This is a genomic window from Streptomyces sp. NPDC057428, from assembly GCF_042803195.1.
GTDB lineage: Bacteria > Actinomycetota > Actinomycetes > Streptomycetales > Streptomycetaceae > Streptomyces.
Genome location: NZ_JBHVCT010000022.1, coordinates 52,157 through 74,440, shown reverse-complemented (window position 1 = coordinate 74,440; position 22,284 = coordinate 52,157). Strand labels below are relative to the sequence as shown.

The window sequence follows — 22,284 nt, the reverse complement described above, 5'->3', positions numbered from 1 at the left end:
CGCGCGCGGGACGCCGGGTGCGCCGGGCGGCCGGCTGGGTCCCGAGGACACCGAGGTGCTGTTCGAAGGCGTGGGGGCGGTACCCGCGGCCGTCGCGCTATTCGGCCCGGCCCGCGTAGTACGTGGCGATCATGTCCTGGTCCCCGTGCCCGGCCGCCTCCGCCCGGATGAACCGCTCGGCCGAGGCGGCGACCAGGTCCAGCCTGACTCCGGACGCCTCGGCCGCGTCGAGAATCAGCCGGGAGTCCTTGAGCGCCGTGGAGAGCGCGAAGCTGGGGCTGAGGTCGCCGGAGAGCACCGCCGCGGACTTGCCCTGCAGATACGGCGTGTCGAGTGGGCCTCCCTTCATCGCGTCCAGGAACAACTGCGGGTCCAGTCCGAGGCCCTCGGCGAGATTGAGGCATTCCGCCACGCTGTTGACCATGTTGATCACCCAGGTGTTGGCCACTAGCTTGAGCCGGGTGGCGGCACCCGGCTCCTCCCCGACCCACACGGTGCGCCGGCCGATCGCGTCCAGCACGGGCAGCGCCGCAGCGCGGGCCTCGGACGGGCCCGCGACGAAGACGGTGAGAGCGCCCTGCTCCGCGGGCTGTTTCGTACCCGACACCGGGGCGTCGAGATAGACGAGCCCCAGGTCGGCGGCGCGGTGCACGAGACCGGCCGTGGCATCGAGTCCGACCGTGGAGCACTGCAGCCAGGTCTGCCCGGGACGCAGGCCGGGCGTCGCCGCTTCGAGCGTCTCCGTGACGGCCCGGCCGTCGTTCAGCACGGTGAGGACGACGTCCGCCCCGCTCACCGCCTCAGCCGCCGTGTCCGTCACGGTGGCGCCGTGGGAACCCAGCGGCTCCGCCTTGGCCCGGGTGCGGTTCCAGACCCGGACGTGCAGCCCGGCCCTGAGCAGGCTCACGGCCATCCCGGAGCCCATGATCCCGGTGCCGAGGACCGCGACGGTCGGCCTACCGGGGGTGGCGTCCGCGGGGGGTGGGGTACTCATGGAAGGTTCCTCTCGTCGGTACGGAGATGGTCGATGGCCGGTGCCTCCCGGGCATGCCGCAGCGCACCGTCCAGCACGGCCCGGTGCACGGCTCTGGCGAGCCGCGCACCCCAGCGCGACCGGGGTCCCGCGAACGGCTCACCGGGGCTCGCCCCAGGGTCGGGCGCGGCGACGCACACGGCGTCCGTCGGAGTGCCGGAGCAGTCGAGTCCGGCGTCCACGAGTGCCTGCACCTTCGCCTCGGTGACGGTCGCCACGGCGTTGACGAGGGCGGCGTCGGAGAGGGCGACCGGAAGGGTGACGACGATGTTCACGGTTCCGGCGGGGAGCGGTCCGTCGACGCCCGCGGCGGGCGTGGCGGCCCATCCCCGGACGCCGAGACCACTGGTCACCGTCGCGGTCACACCGCCGTCGTCCGCGACGGTGTGCGCGGTGACGTCCGCCGCCGTCATGAGCGCGGCGCCGGGGCCGGTCAGCGCCTCGGCCGCCGCGATCTGGGCAAGGTGGCGGTCGGGGTCGAGCCGGGGGTAGCCGCCGGGGACCTGGGCGTTCAGGATCCAACCGCGCGGCCCGATGCCGCCGCCGAGCACCGCACTGCTGCACGCCCGCCAGCCGGGCCCGAGCCGCCAGACGAGGTGGTGCAGACCGACGCCGTCCTCGTGCCGCGCCAGCAGTTCGCCGCGCTGCCGGGGCAGCTCGATGCGTGCGGGACCGATGGTGCACCCCCGGTGTACGGGCCCGCCCGTGCACCCCCGGTGTACGGGCCTGCCGACGGTCGGCAACGGCGCGTCGATCATACGGGCGGGCTCCGGTCCCGGGGCGGGCGCACCCGGTCGGGTGCTCACTCGAATGGCGTAACGGGAGCTGCGGGCCGATACCTGCCCGCAGCGGGGCCACCACCCACCCCCGGTGGCCCGGGCCCCTCGGCGCCCAGGCCGGGAAGTTGCAGCGTCCAACCGGGTGAGGCGCGATGGAATCCGGACGCGCCTCCCCTGCTGGACCCACCTTCAGGACGCGCCCGGGCGAGGAGGAATCGGCATGGGAGCCGCTGACGGTTTCACGGATTCCGGAGAGCTCGACGGTCTGACCGTCTTCGACAGTGACGGCGAAAAGGTCGGCACCGTCGGGCGGGTGTACGTCGACGACGACACCGGCAAACCGGACTGGATCACGGTCAAGACCGGCATGTTCGGCATGAAGGAAAGTTTCGTGCCGCTCGCCGGAGCCCGACGAGTGGGCTCCGACCTGCACATCTCGCATCCGAAGGAGCGCGTCAAGGAAGCCCCCCGGGTGGACGCCGACGCGCACCTGTCCGTCGCCGAGGAGGAAGAGCTCTACCAGCACTACGGGCTGACCAGGAAGGTCACCGGTGCGGGCGGGGACGCGCGAACGACGTCCGGGACCGGCACGGCGGCCATGGGCGCTGCCGGGACGGCCGGGGCAGCGGGTGCGGCCGGTACCGCGAAGGCCGGTCAGGCGAAGACCTCCGGCACGACCGCCGGCGTGGGTGCCGGGACGGGAACGGGCGGGCATGGCGACATGGACACCTCCTCCACGTCCCGCCCGCTCGCCGGAGCCGGGGCCGAGCGTTCGGCCACAGGCGCCGGTGGGCGGGAGGAGATGATCCGCTCCGAGGAACAGCTCCAGGTCAGCACGGAGGAGTACGAGAGCGGCAAGGCTCGCCTGCACAAGTACGTCGTCACGGAGAACGTCACCAGGACGGTCCCCGTGTCCCATGAGGAGGTGCGCCTGGTACGCGAGCCCCTCCGGCCGGGCGAGAAGACGACGGGCATCAAGGACCTCGGCGAACAGGACGTCGAAGTCACCCTCCACGCAGAGCGAGCCACCGTCCGCAAGGAGGCGGTCCCTGTGGAGCGGGTCCGTCTCGAGACCAGCAAGGTCACCGAACAGAAGGAAGTCTCCGCCGAGATCCGCAAGGAGAAGATCGACTACGCGGACGGCAAGGACGACATGGGCAGCGGCAAGGACATGGGCGGCGAGTTCGGCCAGGGACGTCGTCGCTGACCCCCTCACACAGCGGCGACCGGCCGCGCGACAGTAGCGAGGGGCGGGCCCGGGTGGTTCACGGGGCCGCCCCTTCGTCGCTCCCGACGGGGTGCCGGGCCGCACCGGCACCCCGTCGTACGGGCACCTCCCGCCGTCGGCGCGTCAGGAGCGCGGGCGAACCGATTCGCCGCGGTACGCCGACGGCTTCGCGCACCGGCGCGACAGCACCGACACCGTCCCCCAGTAGGCCAGCAGCACGAGGCGGAGGCCGAAGATCTCCAGGCACTCACCCAGCCGTCCGCGTGCCGCGCGGACGGCGCTCACCGGGCATCCGCCGATCCGGTGTGCCACGGCGCGCCGGGGTCGTCGTACGCATCGGCGTAGTCCGCCCCCGCGATCGGCCAGTCCGCCAGCAGTTCGGCGGGCAGTGCGAAGGAGTCGGCCAGTTGCGGGGCATGTGAGGCCACGGCCGCGATCAGGTCCTCGGTGATCTCCGCGAGGGACTCGACCTGTTCGGGCCGCAGGAAGCCGGCGGCCAGCAGGTCGCCGCTGTTGCGGGCCACCCACTCCACTGCGAACAGCCGCTCCAGCTCTTCCATGCGCTTCCCGGCCTCGCCATCGGGCAGAGCGCGGCGTGCATCGGCATACGCCTCGGCGGCCTCCCGGTACGCGTAGGCCTCCACACCACGCAGGGCCGGTCCCGAGGCCGCGTTCCACCGTCCGAGGGCGTCCGTGTCGGGCGCCCGCAGCGCGCGCGCCCTCGCCCGCGCGAACCAGATGGCCTCCACTGCCGCCAGCAGCCGGCCGAGGAAGCGAGGGTCAGCCAGGTCGCCGGGCTCCGTGCCCGCGGGACCTTCCGCTCCGGGGGCTGCGGCGACGAGCATGTCGGCGGCGGCCTTGGTGTAGAGGGCGATGTTGTCGCCCTCCGCCGTGATGGCGCCCTCCACTCCCGTCACGAGCTCGGTCATGCCGTTGTTCTCCAGCAGCGCCTGCGCGCCGCAGCGTTCACGGCTCAGCACGATGACCTCGCGCGCACGCCAGGTGATCCAGGCCTTGGCGACGTCGACGAGCCGCACGGCCTCGATGCGGCCTGTCTCGTCGGTGCAGGCTTCCCACCGGTCGTGAGCCCTGCGGTGGAGCAGGGTCATGGCGAAGACCGTGGCCATGGCCGAGGCGAGCGGGCCGTGATGGGTCCGGTGGGCGTCCACCGGCACCGGTCGGGCGCCCCGCGAACCCGAGATGAACCGGTGGCCGCCGTAGCGCACGGCGACCGCCAGGGTCGCGCGCGCGGAACCCGCCGCGCACGCGCTCAGGGCGACCCGGCCCGGGGTGACCCGGCCGATCGAGGTCAGGAAGCGCCGCCGCCTGTCTCCGGGTTCCGTCCTGAACTCGCCCCGCGTGCCACCCTCTTCGTCGTCCCCGAGCAATGCCTCCCGCGCGACGAAGAGCTGGTCGAAGGACGTCAGGCAGTGGTCCACCGGACTGCCCATCCGGGCCGGCAGCCGCCGTACCCGGACACCCGGCAGGGCCCGCACCTCGTCGGTGAGCCGCACCAGGAAGAGGCGCACGCCGTGGTCGGCACCGTCGGCCAGCAGGCGCGCCGCGACCAGCCCGGACTTGGCACCCCCCGCAGGGCTGGTGTTGGGCATGAACTTCTGCGCGCCCGCGTTCGGGGTGTGCAGGACGAACCCGTCGCGCGCACGGTCGTAGGTGGCCGTGGTCTCCATGGCCGCCGCGTTGTTGCCGTGTGCGACCTCGGTGCAGAGGAAGGTGCCGATGTGCCGCATCGAGAGGTAGTCGGACAGGTCGCGGCGTCCGGCACGGTCGTGGTCGAGCAGGCTGCCGAGGAAGAGGTTGTAGTGGATGCCCGCGACGGTGGTGAGCGCGGGGTCCACCGGACCGAGCCAGGCGTGCAGGGCCGCCAGGGCCCGGAGGTCGGCGGCGAGGCGTGCCCCGTTGTCGAGCGAGCGGTTGAGGATCCGCAAGCGGTCGTAGGCGAGTTCCAGCCGCTCGTCAGGCGTTCCCCCGACAGGGCGGCGGAACGGTTCTGTGCTGATCAGCCGCTGCCAGAAGCCGTGCTCGCGACGGAAGTCCGGACCGAGGAGGACGCCGGTCAGGAGTTCGACGGTGGACGGTGCGGAGGTGTCGGTAAGGGTCACGGTCATATGGAGTTGAACGACCGGACCACGGGGAGGACACCCTCGTCACTCGGGGGCAGTCACGCTGGTCAGAGCGGTTGCCAGCTCCTCGCGGTCTGGGGGCAGTGCGCCGGCCCGCCCGACGGTCACGGCGGCGGCGGCCACGGCGTGGCGCAGCACGTCGCCCAGGACTGCGGGGTCCAGGGACCGGAGCCGCGTTCGCCCGCGCGCGCCGAGCAGTCCGTGCGAGGCCAGGGCGTGCAGCGTGCCGGACATGAAGGCGTCGCCGGCCCCCACGGTGTCCTCGATGTGGACGGGCGGCGCACCCACACGGACCACGGTGTCGCGCAGGAACGCCAGCGCACCCTCCGCGCCCATGGTGAGCAGGACGACGGCCGGGCCGGAGCGCTGCCAGCGCGCCGCGGACCGCTCGGGTGTCTCCTGCGGGTACAGCCGGCGCAGGTCCTCGTCGCTGGCCTTGACGACGTCGCTGACCGAGACGAGGCGCTCGGCACGGCGCACCGCACGGGTGTGGTCACCCATGAGCGCGGGGCGCACATTGGGGTCGTAGCTGACGGTCGCCGCGGGCCGAAGGCTTTCCACGAGGTCCAGGACGGTGCCGGCGCCGGGTTCGAGCCCGGTGGCGATCGACCCGGTGTGCACGTGCTGCGGCGGCTCCCCCGGCCGCTCCACGGCGCCCAGCGTCCAGGTGATCGCGAACGTGTACGTGGCCCGGCCCTGGTCGTCGAGCTCGACCGTGGCGGCCGGGGTGGGCGCCTGGCTCCCGTCCGTCAGGACCCGGACCCCGGCCGACGCGAGGTGGTCCCTGATCAGCCGGCCGTCGGCGTCGGGGCCGAGCTGGGTGAGCAGTGTGGTGTCGCGGCCGAGCCGGGCCAGCCCGTACGCGACGTTCGCGGGGCTGCCGCCGGGATGGGTCCGGTCCGGCGCGCCCGGCGTCCTGACGATGTCGGCGACACATTCGCCGATGACCAGCAGGGCGGGGCTGTCGGGCATGGGCGGCGGATCTCCTGTGGGGGGCGCGGGCAACGGCGACCTGCGGGAAACGGCGGTCCGGGAACGGGGCTGCCGCCGATTCTGCCCGGTGCACGGGAGCGGGCCGGACCGGGGGTCGCTGCGGCCGCCCGGGACCCGGCGCTCAGGAGGAAGCTCCGCGCCCTTCGTCCCCGTAGCGCTTCTCGAACTTCGCGACCTGGCCCTCGGTGTCGACCACTCTCGCCTTCCCGGTGAAGAACGGGTGGCTCTCGGCGGAGATCTCGACGTCGATGACCGGGTAGGTGTTGCCGTCGTCCCAGTCGATCGTCCGGTCGCTCGACGCGGTGGACCGGGTCAGAAAGGCGTATCCGGCAGAGCGGTCACGGAAGACCACGGGACGGTACGACGGGTGCTTGTCCTGCTGCATGCCTGCTCCTGGGGGTACGGGGATCTCACGTCCCGGCTTCGGGCCAGCCTCCCGAACGGCGGGGCCCCGCGCGATCCGGGGCGGCCGTACGGAGCATCGGGCCGCCCGCCTCCCCGGGAGTGCGGGCGGCCGTACGGGGCGGGGGTCAGCCCGCTGTCTCCAGGGCGTCGGCGACGAGTCCGAGGAAGCCCGCGTGGGCCCGGGGGCTGCAGAGCGGTTCCGGGTTCCACGGCACGGTCCGCACGCGCGGCGCGGCCGCCTGCCACGCGGGTACGGCGATCTCCGCGAGAGGAACGGCATTGGACCTGATGTCCGTCAGGACGATCGCCGGTTCCAGGGCGGCGGCCTCCGCCCAGCCGACGGTCGCCCAGTTGACACCGGCGCCCTCGGGCGGGGACACCAGGCCGACTCCCAGCTCGGCCAGCACCCGCAGCTCCGGCCACATCGGCGGGCGCGCGACGTAGGCCTGCTCCTGGCCGGCGGGCGAGAGGGCCAGCACGCGCCCGCCGGGGGCCAGGGATCTCGCTAGGCTGCGCAGCCGCTCGCGCGCGGCTTGCAGGCCGCGCGCCGCGTCCGGGTCCGCCGAACCGCCGAGCGAGCGCGCCAGGCCGGCGAACCTCTCGGTGACGTGGTCCAGGGTGCGTGCCTGCCCGACGTCGATCACGACGACCGGGACGCTCTCCTCCAGGTGCTTGGCGGTGTCGGGGTCCAGACCGTAGAGCTGGCCGTGGCCGTAGCTGACGGCGACGACCAGGTCGGGCCCGCCGCGTAACAGCGTGTCCACGTCCAGGTCGTCACCGGCGCCCCGGTAGTCGACGGCGTCCAGCGGAAGGCCTCCGGTCTTGGCCCGGTCCGGCACGGCGCCGTCGTGTCCTGAGCCGAAGATCCCCTCCGGGTGGACACCGTGGTCCCACAGCGTCGCCCCCGCCTGTACGTACGCGAGTACCCGGGTCGGCCGGCGGTCCGCCACCGCAAGCCGTCCCCGGTCGTCCTCGAAGCTCCACCCGCTCTGCTCGGTCATGCAGTCTCACCCCTCCGGACGGGCGGCCCCGGCCCTATCCGGGGCTCGCCACCCCCTACCTGCCCAGCCTTCCGGGTCCACACCCTCGGTGGAAGGCTCCGTCCTTCATCTCTGAGAGCGCTCCCACAAGGCTCCGGACGCCCGTCAGGAATCCTCAGCGTCCCGCGTGCGCGCCGTGCGGGCCAGCTCCACGTTGAACTGGGCGCCGGTCAGGAGCGAGAGGTTGGCGAACCAGACCCAGATCAGGAAGACGACCAGACCCGCGAGGGAGCCGTACAGCCGGCTGTAGCTCCCGACGCGGGTCGCGTAGAAGGCGAACCCGGCCGAGGCGGCCAGCCACAGGAACGCGGCCAGCACACCACCGGGCAGCCCCTTGCGCACACCTCGGGCGGAACGCGGACCCGTGTTGAACAGGACCACGATGAGGCAGGCGACCAGGCAGAGCAGCACGGGCCACTTGACGGCGGCCCAGAACGTCTCACCGGCCTGCGCGAGACCCATGCGGCGACCGAGCCACCGGGCGAGGGGTCCGGTGAGCACGAGGGCGAAGGCGCTGGCCATCAGCAGGACGAGCAGCCCGACGGCCGACGCCACGATGACGTGGGCCTGGCGCAGCGGGGGCCTGGTGTCCTTCACGTCGTGCATGGCGTGCATGGCCCGCCGGAAGACCGCCAGGTAGCTGGAGGCGGACCAGATGGCGCTCACGCTGCCCGTGGCGACGAGGAGCCAGACCGCGGTGCGCTCCTGGGTGGCCGCCACCAGAGTCCGGCGCAGCGCGGCGCCGGACTCGGCCGGCGCGAGCGCGGTGATGTCGGCGATCAGGGCGTTGGTGGCGTCCGGGTTCGCCAGGCCGATGAGGGAGACCGTGACCAGGAGCGCGGGGAGCAGGGCGAGGATCGCGTAGTAGGTGAGGGCCGCCGCCCAGTCGGAGAGGTCGTCGTTCCAGAGCGAGACGGGGGTACGGCACAGAGCGGTGCGCCATCGTCTCGTCGTCGCGGTGCGCCCGCCCGTGCGTGGGGGGTGTTCCGCGAGGGGGGTGTCGGTCCTGCTGGGCACGCGGATTCTCCGGGGAGAGTAGGAGGAGCGGGAGCGCGGACGGGCCGGGCGTCGTCACGGATGATCGGAGGACCCGGCCCTCTCCCTTTCTCTCATGCCTCGATCCCGCGGGTGTACTCCAAGCCGGGCTCAGACGTTGACGGCCGTGAGCAGCACCACCGCGTCCTCCAGGGCCAGCAGGCCGTGCCGCTCCCGGGGCATGGGGTGCAGCCGGCCCGCCGCCAGTTCCACGTCCCCCGAAGCGGCGGTGACCCGGACCGCGCCGCGCAGCACCTGCAGCGACGAGGCGGGCGGCGCGTTGTGCTCGTCGAGGGCGGAGCCCGCGGTCAGCGCGATCACCGTCTGCCGCAGTGGTTCCTGGCGCAGCAGCAGGTGCGCGCTGCGCCCATGGGCGGCGGCACGGGCCGCGGACAGGTGCTCGTCGGCGAGAGCGTTGAGATCGTCCATAGGACCACTGTGCCGCAGCCTCCGCTCCCCCGCTATCCCTCCCCGCGCAGCCAGGCCGCGGTGTCGGGGGGCAGCATTGCGGAACCGTCCAGCGGGGCACTGGTGAGCAGGACCGTGTCGTGGCCCGGCAGGACGACCGGGCTGTCCGAGAGGTTGACGACGCAGATCAGACCTTCGGTGCGCGCGAACGCGAGGACGCCCGGTTGTGACGGCAGCCAGTTCAGCAGGCCGTCCGTGGTCTCCCCGGGGGCGCCGGCGAAACCCGGTTCGGCACGCCTCATCCGCAGCGCCTCACGGTAGAGGCTGAGCATGGACGCCGGATCGGTGCTCTGCCTGTCGGCCGCGTACGCGGGCCAGGACTCCGGCTGCGGCAGCCAGGGCTCAACCGTGGATCCGAAGCCGGCGTACGGCTCGTCGGAGGACCACGGCAGGGGTACCCGGCAGCCGTCGCGGCCGGGGTCGACACCGCCCGAGCGCAGGTGCATCGGGTCCTGGATCCGCTCGCGCGGGATCTCGGCCTCCGGGAGTCCGAGCTCTTCGCCCTGGTAGAGGTAGACGGCCCCCGGGAGCGCCAGCGAGAGCAGGGCGGCGGCACGTGCCCGGCGGGTGCCCAGTTCCACGTCCGTGGGCGTGCCGAAGACCTTGGCCGCGAAGTCGAAGCCGGTGTTCTCGCGTCCGTAGCGGGTGACCGTGCGCGTGACGTCGTGGTTGCAGAGCACCCAGGTGGCGGGGGCGCCGACCGGCGCGTGTTCGGCGAGGGTGTCGTCGATCGAGGAGCGCAGGAGCCCGGCGTCCCACGGGCAGGCGAGGAACGTGAAGTTGAAGGCGGTGTGCAGTTCGTCGGGGCGCAGGTAGCGGGCGAAGCGCTCGGAGTCCGGCAGCCAGACCTCGCCTACGAAGATGCCGCCGTACCCGTCGGCGATGGTGCGCCAGGAGCGGTAGATGTCGTGCAGTTCGTCGCGGTCGATGTAGGGGTGCGGGTCGACGCCCTCGGTGAAGTCGGGCAGTGCGGGGTCCTTGGCGAGCAGGGCCGCGGAGTCGATGCGTACACCGGCCACGCCCCGCTCGAACCAGAAGCGCAGGACGTCCTCGTGTTCCTGACGGACGGCCGGTTGTGCCCAGTTGAGGTCGGGCTGGCCCGGCGCGAACAGGTGCAGGTACCACTGGCCGTCGTCGAGCCGGGTCCAGGGCGTGCCGCCGAATTCGGAGACCCAGTCGTTGGGCGGGATCTCGCCGTGCTCGCCGCGTCCCTCGCGGAAGTGGAAGAGATCGCGTTCGGGGCTGCCCGGTGCGGTGGCCAGGGCGGCGCGGAACCAGCTGTGCCGGTCGGACACGTGGTTGGGGACGACGTCGATGATGGTGCGGATGCCCAGGTCACGGGCTTCGGCGATGAGCTTCTCGGCCTCGGCGAGGTTGCCGAACGCGGGGTCGATGGTGCGGTAGTCGGCCACGTCGTAGCCGCCGTCGGCCAGCGGGGAGAGGTACCAGGGGGTGAACCACAGGGCGTCGACACCCAGTTCCACGAGGTAGGGCAGCTTCGCTCGGACCCCCGCGAGGTCGCCGGTGCCGTCTCCGTCGCCGTCGGCGAAGCTGCGTACGTAGACCTGGTAGATGGCGGCGTCGCGCCACCACGGTGAGGTGGCCTCGGTCGGACGGATGGCTGCCACGTGACGTTCCTTTCGGGCAGGAGGTACTCCGCCCCCGGCCTGGACACGGGGCGTCGGATGGTGGGCCGGAGGCGGAGTGCTGGTGGGAGGCACGGTGATTCGAAGGAGGCGTCAGCCCTTGAGGCCGCCCGCGGTGAGACCGCTCATGATGTTGCGCTGGAAGAGCAGGAAGACGAGCAGCGTCGGGACCGACGCGATGGTGAGCGCGGCGATGAGGACGTTGAGCGGCACCCCGTTGGACAGCGAGTAGATGCCCACGTTGAGGGTCTGTTTCGCCGGATCGGGGAGGGTGAGCATGGGCCAGAGGAAGTCCTTCCAGACCCCGACCACCGCGAAGATGGACACGACGCCGAGGATCGGCCGGGATATCGGCAGCACGATGCTGCGCAGGGTGCGCAGCGGCGAGGCGCCGTCGATGGCCGCGGCGTCGAGGAGTTCGCCCGGGATCGAGTCGAAGAACCGCTTCAGCAGGAAGATGTTGAAGGCGTTGGTGACCGACGGCAGCCAGATCACCCAGGGCGAGTTGAGCAGGTTGCGCTCGAAGATCGGCACGTCGAGGACCGTGAGGTACTGCGGGACCACGAGCACGGTCGCCGGGATCATCAGGGTGGCGAGCATCATGCCGAGGATGACCTTGCCGAGGACCGGACGCAGCTTGGACAGCGAGTAGGCGGCGGCCACGTCGAGGACCAGCTGGAAGGCCAGCGCGCCGAACGCGTAGTACAGGGTGTTGAAGAGCAGCTTGGACAGGTCCATCACGGTCCATGCCTGGGAGTAGTTCTCCGTGTGGACCGAAGAGGGAAAGGCCGTCGGCGGGCTCTGCACCACTTCCTGGGTGGCCTTGAGACCGCCGGTGACCATCCAGTAGAGGGGGCCGAGGAACGCCAGGGTGAAGGCGGCGACCACCAGGACGAAGACGATCCAGTAGACGGCCCTTCCCCGGGGGCGGCCGAGCTGGGCGGGTGAGATCAGCGTCCGCTGGCGGCTCTGGTCCGCGTCCCGGCGCCGGCCGGCGCCGCGTGCCCCGCGCCGGGAGACAAGCGTGTTCGATGCCATCGTCGTGCTCCCGTCCTAGTCTTCGCTGCTGCGGCTGAGGCGTACGTACACCGCGGAGAAGCCCGCGAGCACGATCAGCAGGACGAGTCCGAGTGCAGCCGCGCTGCCGTAGTTGTTGAAGTTGAAGGCGTACTGGTAGATGAGGTAGACGACGGTGGTGGTCGAGCCCTCGGGCCCCGCGCCGTTGGTGAGCAGGAACGGCTCGGTGAAGACCTGCATCGTCGCGATGATCTGCATGAGTAGCAGCAGGGACAGGATCAGCCGGGTCTGCGGGACGGTGACGTGCCAGACCTTGCGGAGCAGTCCGGCACCGTCGAGTTCGGCCGCCTCGTAGAGCTCGCCGGGGATCCCCTGGAGGGCGGCGAGGTAGATGAGTGTGGCCCCGCCCATGTTCATCCAGGTCGACGCGATGACGACGGAGAGCATGGAGGTGTCCGGGTCCTGGAGCCATTGCAGGGCCGGCAGGTGCAGGAATTCCAGGACGCGGTTGAAGAGCCCGTAGCCCGGGTCGTAGAAGTACTTGAAGAGCAGGACCGAGGCTACCGGGGGCAGCATCACGGGCAGGTAGACGAGCAGGCGCAGATATCCCTGCGCGTGCCGGAACTCGTTGAGTACGACGGCGACGACGAACGGGACCGCGAAGCCGAACACGAGGGCCAGCGCCGTGAAGAGCAGGGTGTTGCGCCAGGCCTGCCAGAACGCGGGGTCGTTGAAGACGTAGCTCAGGTTGGACCAGCCGGCCCAGGTGGTTCTGCCGTCCTCGGTCTTCTGGAAGGCCAGGACGAATTCCCTGACCATCGGGTACCAGGAGAAGAAGGAGAAGCAGAGCACCGCTCCGATCAGGAAGCCGTGTGCCGAGATGTTGCGGCGCACGGCGCGCACGAACTCCTCACGGGTGGAGTCCGGCCCGGTGGGGCGTCGGTGGTGCCCGGGTGGCGGTGCGCTCGCATTCCCGGTGGACAGGGTGGGGGCCGACATGGTCTCTCCTCGGTGCCGGTGCGGTCGCTCGCAGACGGACGGTCCGGGTGCGGGGCCGGGCCCGCCCGGCCCGGCCCCCGCACGTCCGTCACTGGTTCGCCAGAACCTGGGTGACCTGCTGCTCGGCGGTGTCGAGCAGCTTGTCGATGTCGGCGTCCTCGTTGGTCAGGACCGCGGACATCGCGTTGTCGAGGATCTTGTAGATCTCCTGGGCCTTCGGCGGCTCGGCCTTGCCCTGGACGGGGTTGTCCATGAAGGCCTTGAAGTTCTCGACGGGCATGGTGGCGTTGGCGGCGCGGTCGGCGTCGTCCTTGGTCTTGCTCTCGCCGGTGAAGAAGTTCGGCTGCGGCAGGCCGACGGGCAGTGCGTCGGCCTTGGTGCGGGCCCAATCGAACTGGCCCTTGCCGGGGGTGAGGTTCTTGAAGTTCAGCCAGGCGACGGCGGCCTTTATCTTGTCGGGTGAGCTGCCCTTCTTGATCATGTAGTTGTTGCCGCCGAACAGCGTTCCCTGGGCGCCGGGAATCGGGCCGAGTCCGAAGTTCTCGTACTTCGCACCGAGCTGCTGCACCATGTAGGTGATGTCGTCCGGCGCGGCCAGGAACATGCCGAGCTTGTCGGTGGCTATCTGCTTCTGGAGGTCGCCCCACTTCAGCAACTGGGTCCTGCCCATGCTGTCGTCCTTCCAGCGCATGTCGTGCAGCTGCTGGAGGACCTGCTTGCCCTTGTCGTCGTTGAACGCCGCCTTCCTGCCGCTCGCGTCGACGACCTCCCCGCCCAGGCCGTACTGCGTGGCGGTGAAGTGCCAGCCGCCGTTGTTGCCGGCGCTGTACTCGCCGAAGCCGGCGACGCCCTTGCCCAGGGCCGCGATCTTCTTGCTCGCGGCGCGGACGTCCTCCCAGGTTGCCGGCGGGGTGTGGGGGTTCAGACCGGCCTGCGTGAACAGCTTCCGGTTGATCATGAGGCCCATGGTGTAGTTGCTGGTCGGCAGCGCGTACAGCTTGCCGTCCTTGCGGGCGACGTCGAGCACCTGGGGCTGGATGTCCTTCAGCGACGGGACGGAGGCGTCGTTGACGTACGCGGAGATGTCCTCCGCGCCGTCGTTGTCCAGCACCTGCTGCAGGTCGGTGAAGTACGCGTAGAACACGTCGGGCTGCGACTTGCCCTTGAGCATGGCCGTGAAGCGCGGTGGCTCCAGGCACTGGCCCGGCGTGGACTTCCCGTTGATCTTGACGTTCGGGTACTTCTCGTTGAACGTCTTGACGTCCTCGTTCCACTCGCGCAGCTCGGCGGCCTTGGCGGCCGGCGGCATGCAGTCGATCGACAGCGTCACCTCGGCCTTCGGGTCGAGGGGCGCGGACGGGTCGGACGAACCGCTGCCGGAGTCGTCGTTCCCGTCGCCGCTGCTGCTCGTGCCGCAGGCGGCAAGGGCGGTCAGGGCGAGCGCGGTGACGACTGCGGCCGCGGAGGCACGGCGGGTACGGCGAATCCCAGCACTTCTCATCGGTGGTCCCCTTCGGGCATGTGCACGGTAGGTCCCGGCCGACTCTCTGCCGGGGCGCGGCACACTCAACCACTGGCGACATGTGAGCGCAATATCTCGCGCAGTTTTCGTAAAAGTTTGACATCCCTCCGCATGCACCTCACGGCCAGGCGGAGGCGTCACAGTCCCGCGCAGGGCCCGACACCTCGTCGGCGCGGCGTCGGCTTGTCCGGCAGGGTCATGAGGGCTTGCAGGCGAAGCGCGGCCTCCGCTTTCGCAAGAGACGGACTTCTGCTTGCAAGGCGGCTACGCGAACGGGGTACCTCCGGATGCTCCCGGAGGTACCCCGCGCGCACCGTGACCGTGCCTCCTACGGATAGATGTTGATCTTGAAGGAGGAGGTGGTGTTCTTCACGTCCTGGGCATTGCCGCTGAGTTTCAGCCCGTTGAACGTGACCTCACCGACGGCAGGGCCCTGGCCCGCCTCCGGCATCTCGTTCGCCCAGAGCCCGAAGCCCGACTTCGCGTCGAAGGCGTCGCCGCTCTTGCGTGCGCCCGTGATCGAGATGTCGGTGAGCACCGTGTCCTTGATCGGGAACTGCGGCTGTCCTCCCACGTAGTTCGTCTGGAACATGATCCCGCTGTACGTCGGGTCGACGATGTCCACGTGCGAGATCCTGATGCCCTGGAAGACCTTGGAGGCGGAGAACAGCCAGATCCCGGGGAAGGTCTGCGTGCCCCAGAAGTGACCGCCGGACCTCACGACCGAGACGTTCTCGATCGCGGTGGGCCCGGTCCCGAATCCGTTCATCGGATAGCCGAAGTCCAGCGAGCTGACCGTGATGCCGGAGTAGACCAGGGTGTCGGCGATGAGGATGTTACGGAAGGTGTTGTCGTAACCGCCGTACACGGCCGCACCCGCGGCGCGCCAGGTGAGGATGGACGTGAGGTTCTCGTACACGTTGTTCTTCATGTCCGAGCCCCCGGAGTCGATCGCCGAGAACAGCGCGAAGCTGTCGTCGCCCGTGGCCCGCGCCTCGTTGTTGGTCACGTGGTTGTCCGTGGAACCGTTGGTCATGTTGATGCCGTCGGCGAACATGTTCCGGATCCGCGAGTTCTTGATCGTGACGTTGTCGGTGTTGGCGCCCCAGTAGAGGCACACCATGTGCTCGTTCCATATGTTGTCGATCACGATGTCGGAGACGTTCGAGAAGTCGAACACCTTGCCGGGGCCGTCGATTCGGGACGTGTAGTTGCCGAAGTACGCGAAGTTCGAGAACGACGAACCCTTCGCACTGGCCTCCGCACGGAACCCGATGTCGGTGTTGTCCTGCGTGGACGGAGCCCGGAACCGGGTGAACCAGGGTCCGGCACCGACGACCTTCACGGCCTTTCCGTAGACCTGGAACTTGCTGGAGGTCGAGTAGTCACCCGCCGGAAGGTAGACGCCCACGAGCGTACCCGTGGTGTCCATCCGGACCTTGTCCAGGGCGTTCTGGACGTCCTGGTGGGCGAAACCGGCCGGCACCGTGTAGGTGGCCGGGTCGGGGTTCGCCACCTGGGACACCTGCTCCAGACTGACGAAGTCGATCGCGTAGGTGCTGGTGTTGGCCGAGTCCTTCTGCAGGCGGATCTTGCTGCCCGCCGGGACCGTCCTGCCCAGCATGACGTTCGCCTCGTCGTAGATGTGCCGGGGCGCGCCGGAGCCGGGGTCGTTGCCCGGTCCCGTCTCGTTCCCGTACAGCCAGGCGTACTTCGAGGTGAGGTCGATCGCCTTCAGGAAAGTGCCGTCCACGTAGACGTTCAGCTTCGAGTCGATGCCACCGCCACCCGCCGAGTCCGGGATGGAGAAGCGCGTGACCAGGGTGTTGGTGGTCGCCCTGGTGGTGAACTCGACGTAGTTCCCCGTGCTGTCGAGGGTGACCGCCTTGCGGCCGGACGCCTCGCCCGCGATGTCGCCGACGGTCCGGTTGGGGCCGACGACCTTCGCCCCGCCGCCCGCGACGCCGTCCTCCGCCTCGTACATGTCGTACGGCATGTTGGCGCCGCGTCCGACGAAGAACGACTCCGTGCTGGTGTTGTTCGCGCGCTTCACCGGGAGTTCGTTGGCGTCGTCGGCGAGCACGACCTTCAGCGTGTACGAGCCGTTGGCGGCCGTCCACGTGCCGAGCGGGACGGGTGACGTCGTCGCACCGGCGGCTATGGCCCCGCTGTGGGCACCGGTGAGGGTCTTCACCGTGGCGCCCTTGGAGTCGAGCAGGCTCAGGGTGATGCCGTGACTCCCGCCCGCGGAGGCCACGGAACCCTGGTTCCTGATCGCGACGGAGAAGGTGACCGTGTTGCCGTCCGACGGCGCCGAGGGCGAGGTCGTGACCGGGCTCGCGACGAGGTCCGAGCTGGAGACCGGCTTCACGACCAGCGGGGAACCGGCGGTGAAGGAGTTGTCGGTCTCGTTCTGCTCGATGATCTCGTCCGCCGGGTCGACGACCGCACCCAGCGTGTAGCTACCCGCGTCGCGGGCACCGATTGACGCGGTGACCTGGGCGGAAGCGCCGACGGCGAGAGCGCCGACCGAGGCGGTGGCCACCTTGGAGCCGCCGAGCTGGAAGTCCAGCTTGCCGGCGGGAGAGGCGACCGCACCGGAGTTGCGGACGGTGGCCGACAGGGTGATGGCGTCCGACTCGACGGGGGCCGCGGGCGCGGCACTGACCGCCGTGACCTGCAGGTCCGGGTTGGGGGCCGGTGCGCCCAGCACCTGGAACTCGGCGACCTGACCCGCACCCGATCCGGTGTTGGCCGTGAACTTCAGCTGGACGTCGGCCACCCGGGCGGTGACGGGGATCGTCACCGTGTTGCCGGTGGCCGGGCTGAACGCGTAGTCCTTGGCGGCCGCCAGGCTGGTGAACGAAGTGGCGTCCTGCTCCCGTCCGAGCACCTGGATGTTCTGGGTGCGCGCGCCCCAACTGCTGTCGGGGTTGAGCTTGACGACGACACTCTCGGTGTCGGCGTTGGCACCCAGCTTGACGGTCAGGGTGTTCGGGTAGCTGCCGCCCGCACCTTCCCAGTAGGTGGTGAGCGAGTTGTCGTTGGCGTTGGCCGCGACGAACATGTGAACCACCGAAGAGGCGGTGATCGGCTTGGAGACGGCCAGGTTGGAGGCGCCGCTCGCGGAGCCGTTCCGCGTCACGGTGTTGCTGGCGCCGGATATGTTGCCCGCAGCGTCCTTGGCCCTGACCACGTAGCTGACGGTGGTGGCCGCGGACTGGTGTCGGTGTAGGTGGTGACGTCGCCCGCCACGCTCTTGCGCAGCACGTTGTCGGCGTAGGTGTCGTAGGCGGTGACGGCCTTGTTGTCCGTGGACGCCTGCCAGGTCAGCTTGATCTGCCCACTCGCCGGCTCGGTGAAGGCAAGGCCGGAGGGGGCGGTGGGCGCTTGCGTGTCACCGGAGTCGCCCGCGCGTGTCACGGTGTTGCTGTTGCCGGACACGTTGCCCGCCGCGTCCCTGGCCCGCACGTAGTACGAGACGCTCTCGCCGGCGGGGCGGGTGTCGGTGTACGTGGTGACGCCGCCGGCCACCGACGTCAGCAGTGCGTTGCCCGCGTAGATGTCGTACCCGGTGACCCCGGTGTCGTCCGAGGACGCCTGCCAGGTCAGCCTGATCTGCCCACTGGCCGGCTCGGTGTACGCCAGGCCGGAGGGGGCGCTGGGCGCCTGCGTGTCACCGGTCGCGGGGCCGTAGACCTCCAGCTCCGAGACCTGGGCGGCTGGCTGCACGGAGTTGGCGGTGACGAGTACTTACCCGCACGTAGCGGGTGGTCGTCGCGTCGAAGGAGATCGTCGTCGCCTGGCCGCCCGCGGCGTTGAAGGCGTAGGCCTTGGACGCAGTCAGGTCCGTGAGGTCCGAGCCGTTGGTGCTGCCCTGGATCTTCAGCGTCTGGGTCCGCTCCCCCCAGCCGTCGGGGAGCCGGAGCACCACGCGGTCGACCCGTACCGAGGAGCCCAGGTCCGCCTGGATCCACTGCGGGAGAGCGTTGTTCATGCTCTCCCAGTAGCTGGCCCGGTTGCCGTCGTTGCCATTGGCGGGGACGTAGGTCTCGGTGTAGCTGCTGGCGGTGAGCGTCCTGCCCGAGGCGAGGTTGGCCGACGACTCCCCGGCGGCGCGGACCTCGAGCTCGGAGAGCTGGGCGTTCTGCCAGCCAGTGTTGGCCGTGATGTTCACCCGGACGAACCGCGTCTGCGTGGCCGGGAAGGAGATCCGCACCTCGTTGGAGGCACCGGGGCTGAAGGTGTACGCGGCGGAGGTCTTGAGGGTCGAGAAGCTGGTGCCGTCGGCGCTTCCCTGCAGCGACAGGGTCTGCTGCCTGCTCTCCCAGCCCGCGGGGAGCTTCAGTCTCACCTCGTCGACCCGCGCCGTGGATCCGAGGTCGGTCTGCACCCACTGCGGCAGCGCGCCGCCCGTGCCGTCCCAGTACGTCGCCTGGTTGCCGTCCGTCACGTTCCGGGCGACGTACTCGCCTGCGCTGCTCGCCGCCGCGGGCCGGCCCGAGGCGACGTTGGGTCCGTCGGCCGCCGACGCGGTGAGCGCCGACCATCCGATCATCAGAAGACTGGTCGTGACCACGGCGGAAAGGGCCCGCAGTCTCCAGCGTTGGGCTCTCATAAGTCCCCGAGCTTCGGCCTCGGCGCGGGAGGCGCCGAGAGCTCGGCTCTGTCTGCGCGGTTCAGTGGCGCCATTTCCTGCATGTACTGAGCTCTATTTTGCGTAGAGCGGTCAGAGAGTTGCAGACAACTGCGAGAGCGTCCACTGCTGCGGCAGAAACCGGAACATAGAAGCCCGCGTCCATGTCGCAGCAAAGGCCTATGCCCGGACGCCTACTTGTGAACAGAAACGATGGATTGGACCACCCGGAGGCCTACGCAAAAAACGCAAGTCTTTTGCGTGCAGCCGCAAGGTGCCGAAAAGCCGCTGCTCCGCGGCACGGCCACGACACGTCCACGGCACGGCGAAGAGCGGGGTCCGCGTGACGCGGGCCCCGCTCTCGTGGTGTCGGACGGGGTCAGAGACCGCCGGTGTACAGGAGCCGGTCGGGCGAGCCGGACCCGAGGCCGGTCAGGACGTCCGGGGTCGCGTCGGCGGCGAGCCGGTCGGCCACCTCCTGCGGCGTCGCGTCCGGGTTCCGCTCCTTGTACAGGGCGGCGACACCGGCGACGTGGGGGCTGGCCATGGACGTACCGCTCAGCGCGGTGGACCCGCCGCCGAGCTTCGCGGACACGATGTTCACACCGGGGGCGTACATCCACACACAGGTGCCCCAGTTGCTGAACGCCGCCTGCCGGTCCTGCTTGTCGCTCGCGCCCACGGCCAGCACACCGTCGGCACGGGCCGGGGAGACGTCACAGGCGTCCTGGTTCTCGTTGCCCGCCGCGACCACGGGCAGGGTGCCCCCCGCCGCCAGCGCGTCGAAAGCGTCGTCGACCGCCGACGACGCCGGCCCCCCGAGGGAGGCGTTGACCACGGCCGGCTGCTCGGCGTTCTGGGCGATCCAGTCGAGGCCGGCGATGATCCCGGCCCAGGTGCCCGAACCCTCGCAGTTGAGCACCCGCACGGGCACGAGTGAGGCATCCGGGGCGACACCGTACGTCGCACCGGCCACGGTCCCCGCCACATGGGTGCCGTGGCCGTTGCAGTCCTCACCGTTGCGGCCGTCGCCCACCGCGTCGTAACCGAAGCCCACCCGGGCACCGAACTCGGTGTTCCCCGCCTCGATCCCGGTGTCGAGGATGTACGCGGTCACGCCCTCACCCCGGCCGGCCGCGGTGTACGTGGCGTCCAGCGGCAGCTTCCGCTGGTCGATGCGGTCCTGTCCCCAGCTGGAGGCCGCGACCAGGCCGGCGGCAGACGACGCGGCAGGCGGCGAGACGGAGGCCTCGCTGTTCTCCTCGACCGCCGATACGCCCGCCGCGCCACGCACCTGCTCGAGCTGTGCGGGCGTGAGCGAGGCCGCGAAGCCGTGCAGCACCTTGCTGTAGGTGAACAGGGTGCTGACCCCGAGCTGCTCGGCCATGACCTCCGGCGCCTGCTCGGCGGCGAGGGTGACGATGTACTGCCCGGGCACGGCCTGGGGCGACTTCTGCACCGGAACGAGGGCCTCGCCGGTGTCGGCCGTGGCCGTGGTGGTGCCGATCAGGGGGGCGATCAGCAGTAGAGCGGCAGGTGCCCAGCGGGCGCGCAGGCGCATGCGGTCTCCCTTTGAGGTGGAGGCGGATCGCGGGCCGCGTCGGGCCCGCGACGTGCGAACACCTGACCTTTCGTCCACATCCCGGGAGGGCCTTGAGCCACGTCAGCCGGACAGCGCAACGATCGGTACGGGGTGGGCCCATTCAGCCCACGACATGAAAGGTTTCAACTCGGCATCGCGGCCGAACATAGACCGGCCTCAGCGAGGCCGTCAATGCCGCACACAGCAACCTTGCCAACATGACCCCGAAAGCACCCTCATCGCGACAGATCTATTGACAGGGCACAGTCAGGACTCTAGCTTCACGTGCCTGAAACGATTCATTGTCGCGTCGTTACGGAGATCCTTCTCGTGATCAGCAGAAGACGACTGCTCAGCACCACCGCCGCCGCAGCCGCGCTCGCCGCGGTGTCGGCTCCCGACGCGGCTGGTGGTCCGTGCCAGCACGGCGCCGCCACCCCGCCCGTGACCGCACCCGGTGGACACTTCGCATCGCCGTGCGCGGGGACGCGACCGGCGCGCCGGGTCCTACAGGACCACACCTGACCTGTTGCGTCCCTACCGTGGTCACCATGACCCCATCGAGGAAGAGCCCGAACAGCGGGCCGGACGCGGGCGACGCTGCGGATCCGGTGTTCTGCGAACGGATCTCGCGCCTGGAGTCCTGGCTGGAGCGGCACCACGGCGAGCGGTCGGAACTATGGCTGAAGCTCGCGAAGAAGAGCTCGGGGATCGAGTCCGTCACCGCCGCCGAGGTCATCGAAGTGGCGCTCTGCTTCGGATGGATCGACGGGCAGCGCAGGTCCCTCGACGCGACGTACTACCTGCAGAGGATCTCGCCCCGCCGCAGAGGCAGCCAGTGGTCCCTGGTCAACGTCCGCAAGGTCGGGGAACTGACGGAGGCGGGGCGCATGCGCGAACCCGGCCTGGCCGAGGTGCGGGCCGCGCAGGCCGACGGGCGCTGGGCGGCGGCGTATCCCTCGCAGAAGGAGGCCACCGTGCCGTCCGACCTCGCGGCGGCGCTCGCCGCGAACCCCAGGGCGGCGGAACGCTTCGAGCGGCTGGGCCGGACCGACCGGTATCTCCTGATCCTCCAGCTCCTGCGGGCCCGGTCCCCCGAGCTCAGGGCGGCTCGGCTCGACCGGATGACTGCGGAGCCCGCGCCGGACGAGGGGGGCGGCTGAGCGAGGTGGGTCACCGGGTGCGGGAAACGGGCCGCCCCGGACAGGCCCCCGTCATGAGCCGGTCAGCGGCTTCGCGGGCCTGATGACGGTGATCGGCACCGACGGCTTCGCGCTGGTGACGGTCGCGGGCGGGGCGACCTGCACCGGCATCCCGCACAATCCTCGGCCTCGAGAGCGGGAACGCCGCCCCGGGGGAAGATCGGGGCGGCGGGTCCCTGCCTGAAGTGACCGCGGCGTGACGGACGCGAGCACCCACGCGTCCGTCACGTCCGTCCGTTCCCTCCGCCCCTGCCGACCCGGCGCAGGGTGCGCAGCAGGTACGCCTTGCGGTGCAGCGGATCGCGGTCCGTCCTCGGCCTGCTCGGAACGGCACCCGCGACCCGCCTGAAGTCCTCGAAGGAGGTCTCCAGCACGCCCTCGCCACGTGTCATCTGCGGCAGCAGCCGCTGCAGTTCGTGGACCCGGGCGGCGGGCATGACACCCTCCACCGTGCAGACGTCGCCGTGCGTGACGGGTGGTCCCGGCAGGGCACGCAGTCGTGCCAGTACGGCATGAGAGGACCGTGGGCATGGGCCAATGGGTTAAACGAGTGAGGGG

Annotated in this window: 17 protein-coding genes and 1 pseudogene; 2 read left to right on the top strand and 16 right to left on the bottom strand. The window is 70.6% G+C overall.

What is annotated here, in order from left to right:
- Positions 1-97 precede the first annotated feature (97 nt).
- Complete coding sequence (locus ACFU5K_RS12005) at positions 98-994, bottom strand: NAD(P)-dependent oxidoreductase (protein ID WP_384059532.1); 897 nt, start codon at positions 992-994, stop codon at positions 98-100.
- Positions 991-1,791 (bottom strand): adenosylcobinamide amidohydrolase, encoded by an 801-nt coding sequence (locus tag ACFU5K_RS12000; RefSeq protein ID WP_384059552.1) that lies wholly within the window; start codon positions 1,789-1,791, stop codon positions 991-993. The genes ACFU5K_RS12005 and ACFU5K_RS12000 overlap by 4 nt, the downstream gene beginning before the upstream one ends.
- A gap of 241 nt (positions 1,792-2,032) precedes the next feature.
- Between ACFU5K_RS12000 and ACFU5K_RS11995 the strand changes: the two genes are divergently transcribed.
- A complete protein-coding gene (locus ACFU5K_RS11995) occupies positions 2,033-3,019 on the top strand; it encodes a PRC and DUF2382 domain-containing protein (protein ID WP_384059530.1) in 987 nt (328 codons plus the stop codon).
- 144 nt (positions 3,020-3,163) lie between these two features.
- Here the strand turns inward: ACFU5K_RS11995 and ACFU5K_RS11990 are convergent, their stop codons facing one another.
- The 13 genes and pseudogenes from ACFU5K_RS11990 to ACFU5K_RS11930 form a co-directional block, all read right to left on the bottom strand.
- Positions 3,164-3,325 (bottom strand): hypothetical protein, encoded by a 162-nt coding sequence (locus ACFU5K_RS11990; protein WP_384059527.1) that lies wholly within the window; start codon positions 3,323-3,325, stop codon positions 3,164-3,166.
- Entirely contained in the window at positions 3,322-5,166 is a 1,845-nt protein-coding gene (locus tag ACFU5K_RS11985) for an acyl-CoA dehydrogenase (RefSeq protein WP_384059524.1), read from the bottom strand. Before ACFU5K_RS11985 ends, ACFU5K_RS11990 begins: the two co-directional genes overlap by 4 nt.
- Before the next feature lie 39 nt (positions 5,167-5,205).
- On the bottom strand, positions 5,206-6,153 hold the full coding sequence (locus ACFU5K_RS11980; RefSeq protein ID WP_384059521.1) for a carbohydrate kinase: 948 nt from the start codon (positions 6,151-6,153) through the stop codon (positions 5,206-5,208).
- A 142-nt stretch (positions 6,154-6,295) separates the two neighbouring features.
- On the bottom strand, positions 6,296-6,559 hold the full coding sequence (locus ACFU5K_RS11975; RefSeq protein WP_384059518.1) for a type B 50S ribosomal protein L31: 264 nt from the start codon (positions 6,557-6,559) through the stop codon (positions 6,296-6,298).
- Positions 6,560-6,704: 145 nt separating this feature from the next.
- On the bottom strand, positions 6,705-7,580 hold the full coding sequence (locus ACFU5K_RS11970; protein WP_384059515.1) for an ABC transporter substrate-binding protein: 876 nt from the start codon (positions 7,578-7,580) through the stop codon (positions 6,705-6,707).
- A 144-nt stretch (positions 7,581-7,724) separates the two neighbouring features.
- A complete protein-coding gene (locus ACFU5K_RS11965; protein WP_384059512.1) occupies positions 7,725-8,636 on the bottom strand; it encodes a YihY/virulence factor BrkB family protein in 912 nt (303 codons plus the stop codon).
- Between the two features lie 129 nt (positions 8,637-8,765).
- Complete coding sequence (locus ACFU5K_RS11960; RefSeq protein WP_384059509.1) at positions 8,766-9,083, bottom strand: cupin; 318 nt, start codon at positions 9,081-9,083, stop codon at positions 8,766-8,768.
- 32 nt (positions 9,084-9,115) lie between these two features.
- Complete coding sequence (locus ACFU5K_RS11955; protein WP_384059506.1) at positions 9,116-10,750, bottom strand: glycoside hydrolase family 13 protein; 1,635 nt, start codon at positions 10,748-10,750, stop codon at positions 9,116-9,118.
- 111 nt (positions 10,751-10,861) lie between these two features.
- Positions 10,862-11,806: a carbohydrate ABC transporter permease gene (locus ACFU5K_RS11950; protein ID WP_384059503.1), complete on the bottom strand. Its 945-nt coding sequence runs from the start codon at positions 11,804-11,806 to the stop codon at positions 10,862-10,864.
- Between the two features lie 15 nt (positions 11,807-11,821).
- On the bottom strand, positions 11,822-12,784 hold the full coding sequence (locus ACFU5K_RS11945; protein WP_384059500.1) for a carbohydrate ABC transporter permease: 963 nt from the start codon (positions 12,782-12,784) through the stop codon (positions 11,822-11,824).
- Between the two features lie 88 nt (positions 12,785-12,872).
- On the bottom strand, positions 12,873-14,285 hold the full coding sequence (locus ACFU5K_RS11940) for an extracellular solute-binding protein (RefSeq protein ID WP_384059498.1): 1,413 nt from the start codon (positions 14,283-14,285) through the stop codon (positions 12,873-12,875).
- Positions 14,286-14,634: 349 nt separating this feature from the next.
- A pseudogene (locus ACFU5K_RS11935) lies at positions 14,635-18,924 on the bottom strand (discoidin domain-containing protein).
- Between the two features lie 397 nt (positions 18,925-19,321).
- Positions 19,322-20,503 (bottom strand): S8 family peptidase, encoded by a 1,182-nt coding sequence (locus tag ACFU5K_RS11930; protein WP_384059495.1) that lies wholly within the window; start codon positions 20,501-20,503, stop codon positions 19,322-19,324.
- 572 nt (positions 20,504-21,075) lie between these two features.
- Between ACFU5K_RS11930 and ACFU5K_RS11925 the strand changes: the two genes are divergently transcribed.
- The gene (locus tag ACFU5K_RS11925) at positions 21,076-21,687 is read left to right on the top strand and encodes a YdeI family protein (protein WP_384059493.1); all 612 of its coding nucleotides are present in this window, start codon (positions 21,076-21,078) and stop codon (positions 21,685-21,687) included.
- 263 nt (positions 21,688-21,950) lie between these two features.
- Here the strand turns inward: ACFU5K_RS11925 and ACFU5K_RS11920 are convergent, their stop codons facing one another.
- Positions 21,951-22,214, bottom strand: coding sequence for a hypothetical protein (locus ACFU5K_RS11920; protein ID WP_384059550.1), 264 nt, complete (start codon positions 22,212-22,214; stop codon positions 21,951-21,953).
- Positions 22,215-22,284 lie beyond the last annotated feature (70 nt).

Excerpts from the sequence above, each read along its gene's own strand:
- ACFU5K_RS11975 (WP_384059518.1), bottom strand. The coding sequence starts at position 6,559 with ATGCAGCAGGACAAGCACCCGTCGTACCGTCCCGTGGTCTTCCGTGAC.
- ACFU5K_RS11950 (WP_384059503.1), bottom strand. The coding sequence starts at position 11,806 with ATGGCATCGAACACGCTTGTCTCCCGGCGCGGGGCACGCGGCGCCGGC.
- ACFU5K_RS11940 (WP_384059498.1), bottom strand. The coding sequence starts at position 14,285 with ATGAGAAGTGCTGGGATTCGCCGTACCCGCCGTGCCTCCGCGGCCGCA.
- ACFU5K_RS11945 (WP_384059500.1), bottom strand. The coding sequence starts at position 12,784 with ATGTCGGCCCCCACCCTGTCCACCGGGAATGCGAGCGCACCGCCACCC.
- ACFU5K_RS11995 (WP_384059530.1), top strand. The coding sequence starts at position 2,033 with ATGGGAGCCGCTGACGGTTTCACGGATTCCGGAGAGCTCGACGGTCTG.
- ACFU5K_RS11970 (WP_384059515.1), bottom strand. The coding sequence starts at position 7,580 with ATGACCGAGCAGAGCGGGTGGAGCTTCGAGGACGACCGGGGACGGCTT.
- ACFU5K_RS11925 (WP_384059493.1), top strand. The coding sequence starts at position 21,076 with ATGACCCCATCGAGGAAGAGCCCGAACAGCGGGCCGGACGCGGGCGAC.
- ACFU5K_RS11930 (WP_384059495.1), bottom strand. The coding sequence starts at position 20,503 with ATGCGCCTGCGCGCCCGCTGGGCACCTGCCGCTCTACTGCTGATCGCC.
- ACFU5K_RS11985 (WP_384059524.1), bottom strand. The coding sequence starts at position 5,166 with ATGACCGTGACCCTTACCGACACCTCCGCACCGTCCACCGTCGAACTC.
- ACFU5K_RS11980 (WP_384059521.1), bottom strand. The coding sequence starts at position 6,153 with ATGCCCGACAGCCCCGCCCTGCTGGTCATCGGCGAATGTGTCGCCGAC.
- ACFU5K_RS12005 (WP_384059532.1), bottom strand. The coding sequence starts at position 994 with ATGAGTACCCCACCCCCCGCGGACGCCACCCCCGGTAGGCCGACCGTC.
- ACFU5K_RS11960 (WP_384059509.1), bottom strand. The coding sequence starts at position 9,083 with ATGGACGATCTCAACGCTCTCGCCGACGAGCACCTGTCCGCGGCCCGT.
- ACFU5K_RS12000 (WP_384059552.1), bottom strand. The coding sequence starts at position 1,791 with ATGATCGACGCGCCGTTGCCGACCGTCGGCAGGCCCGTACACCGGGGG.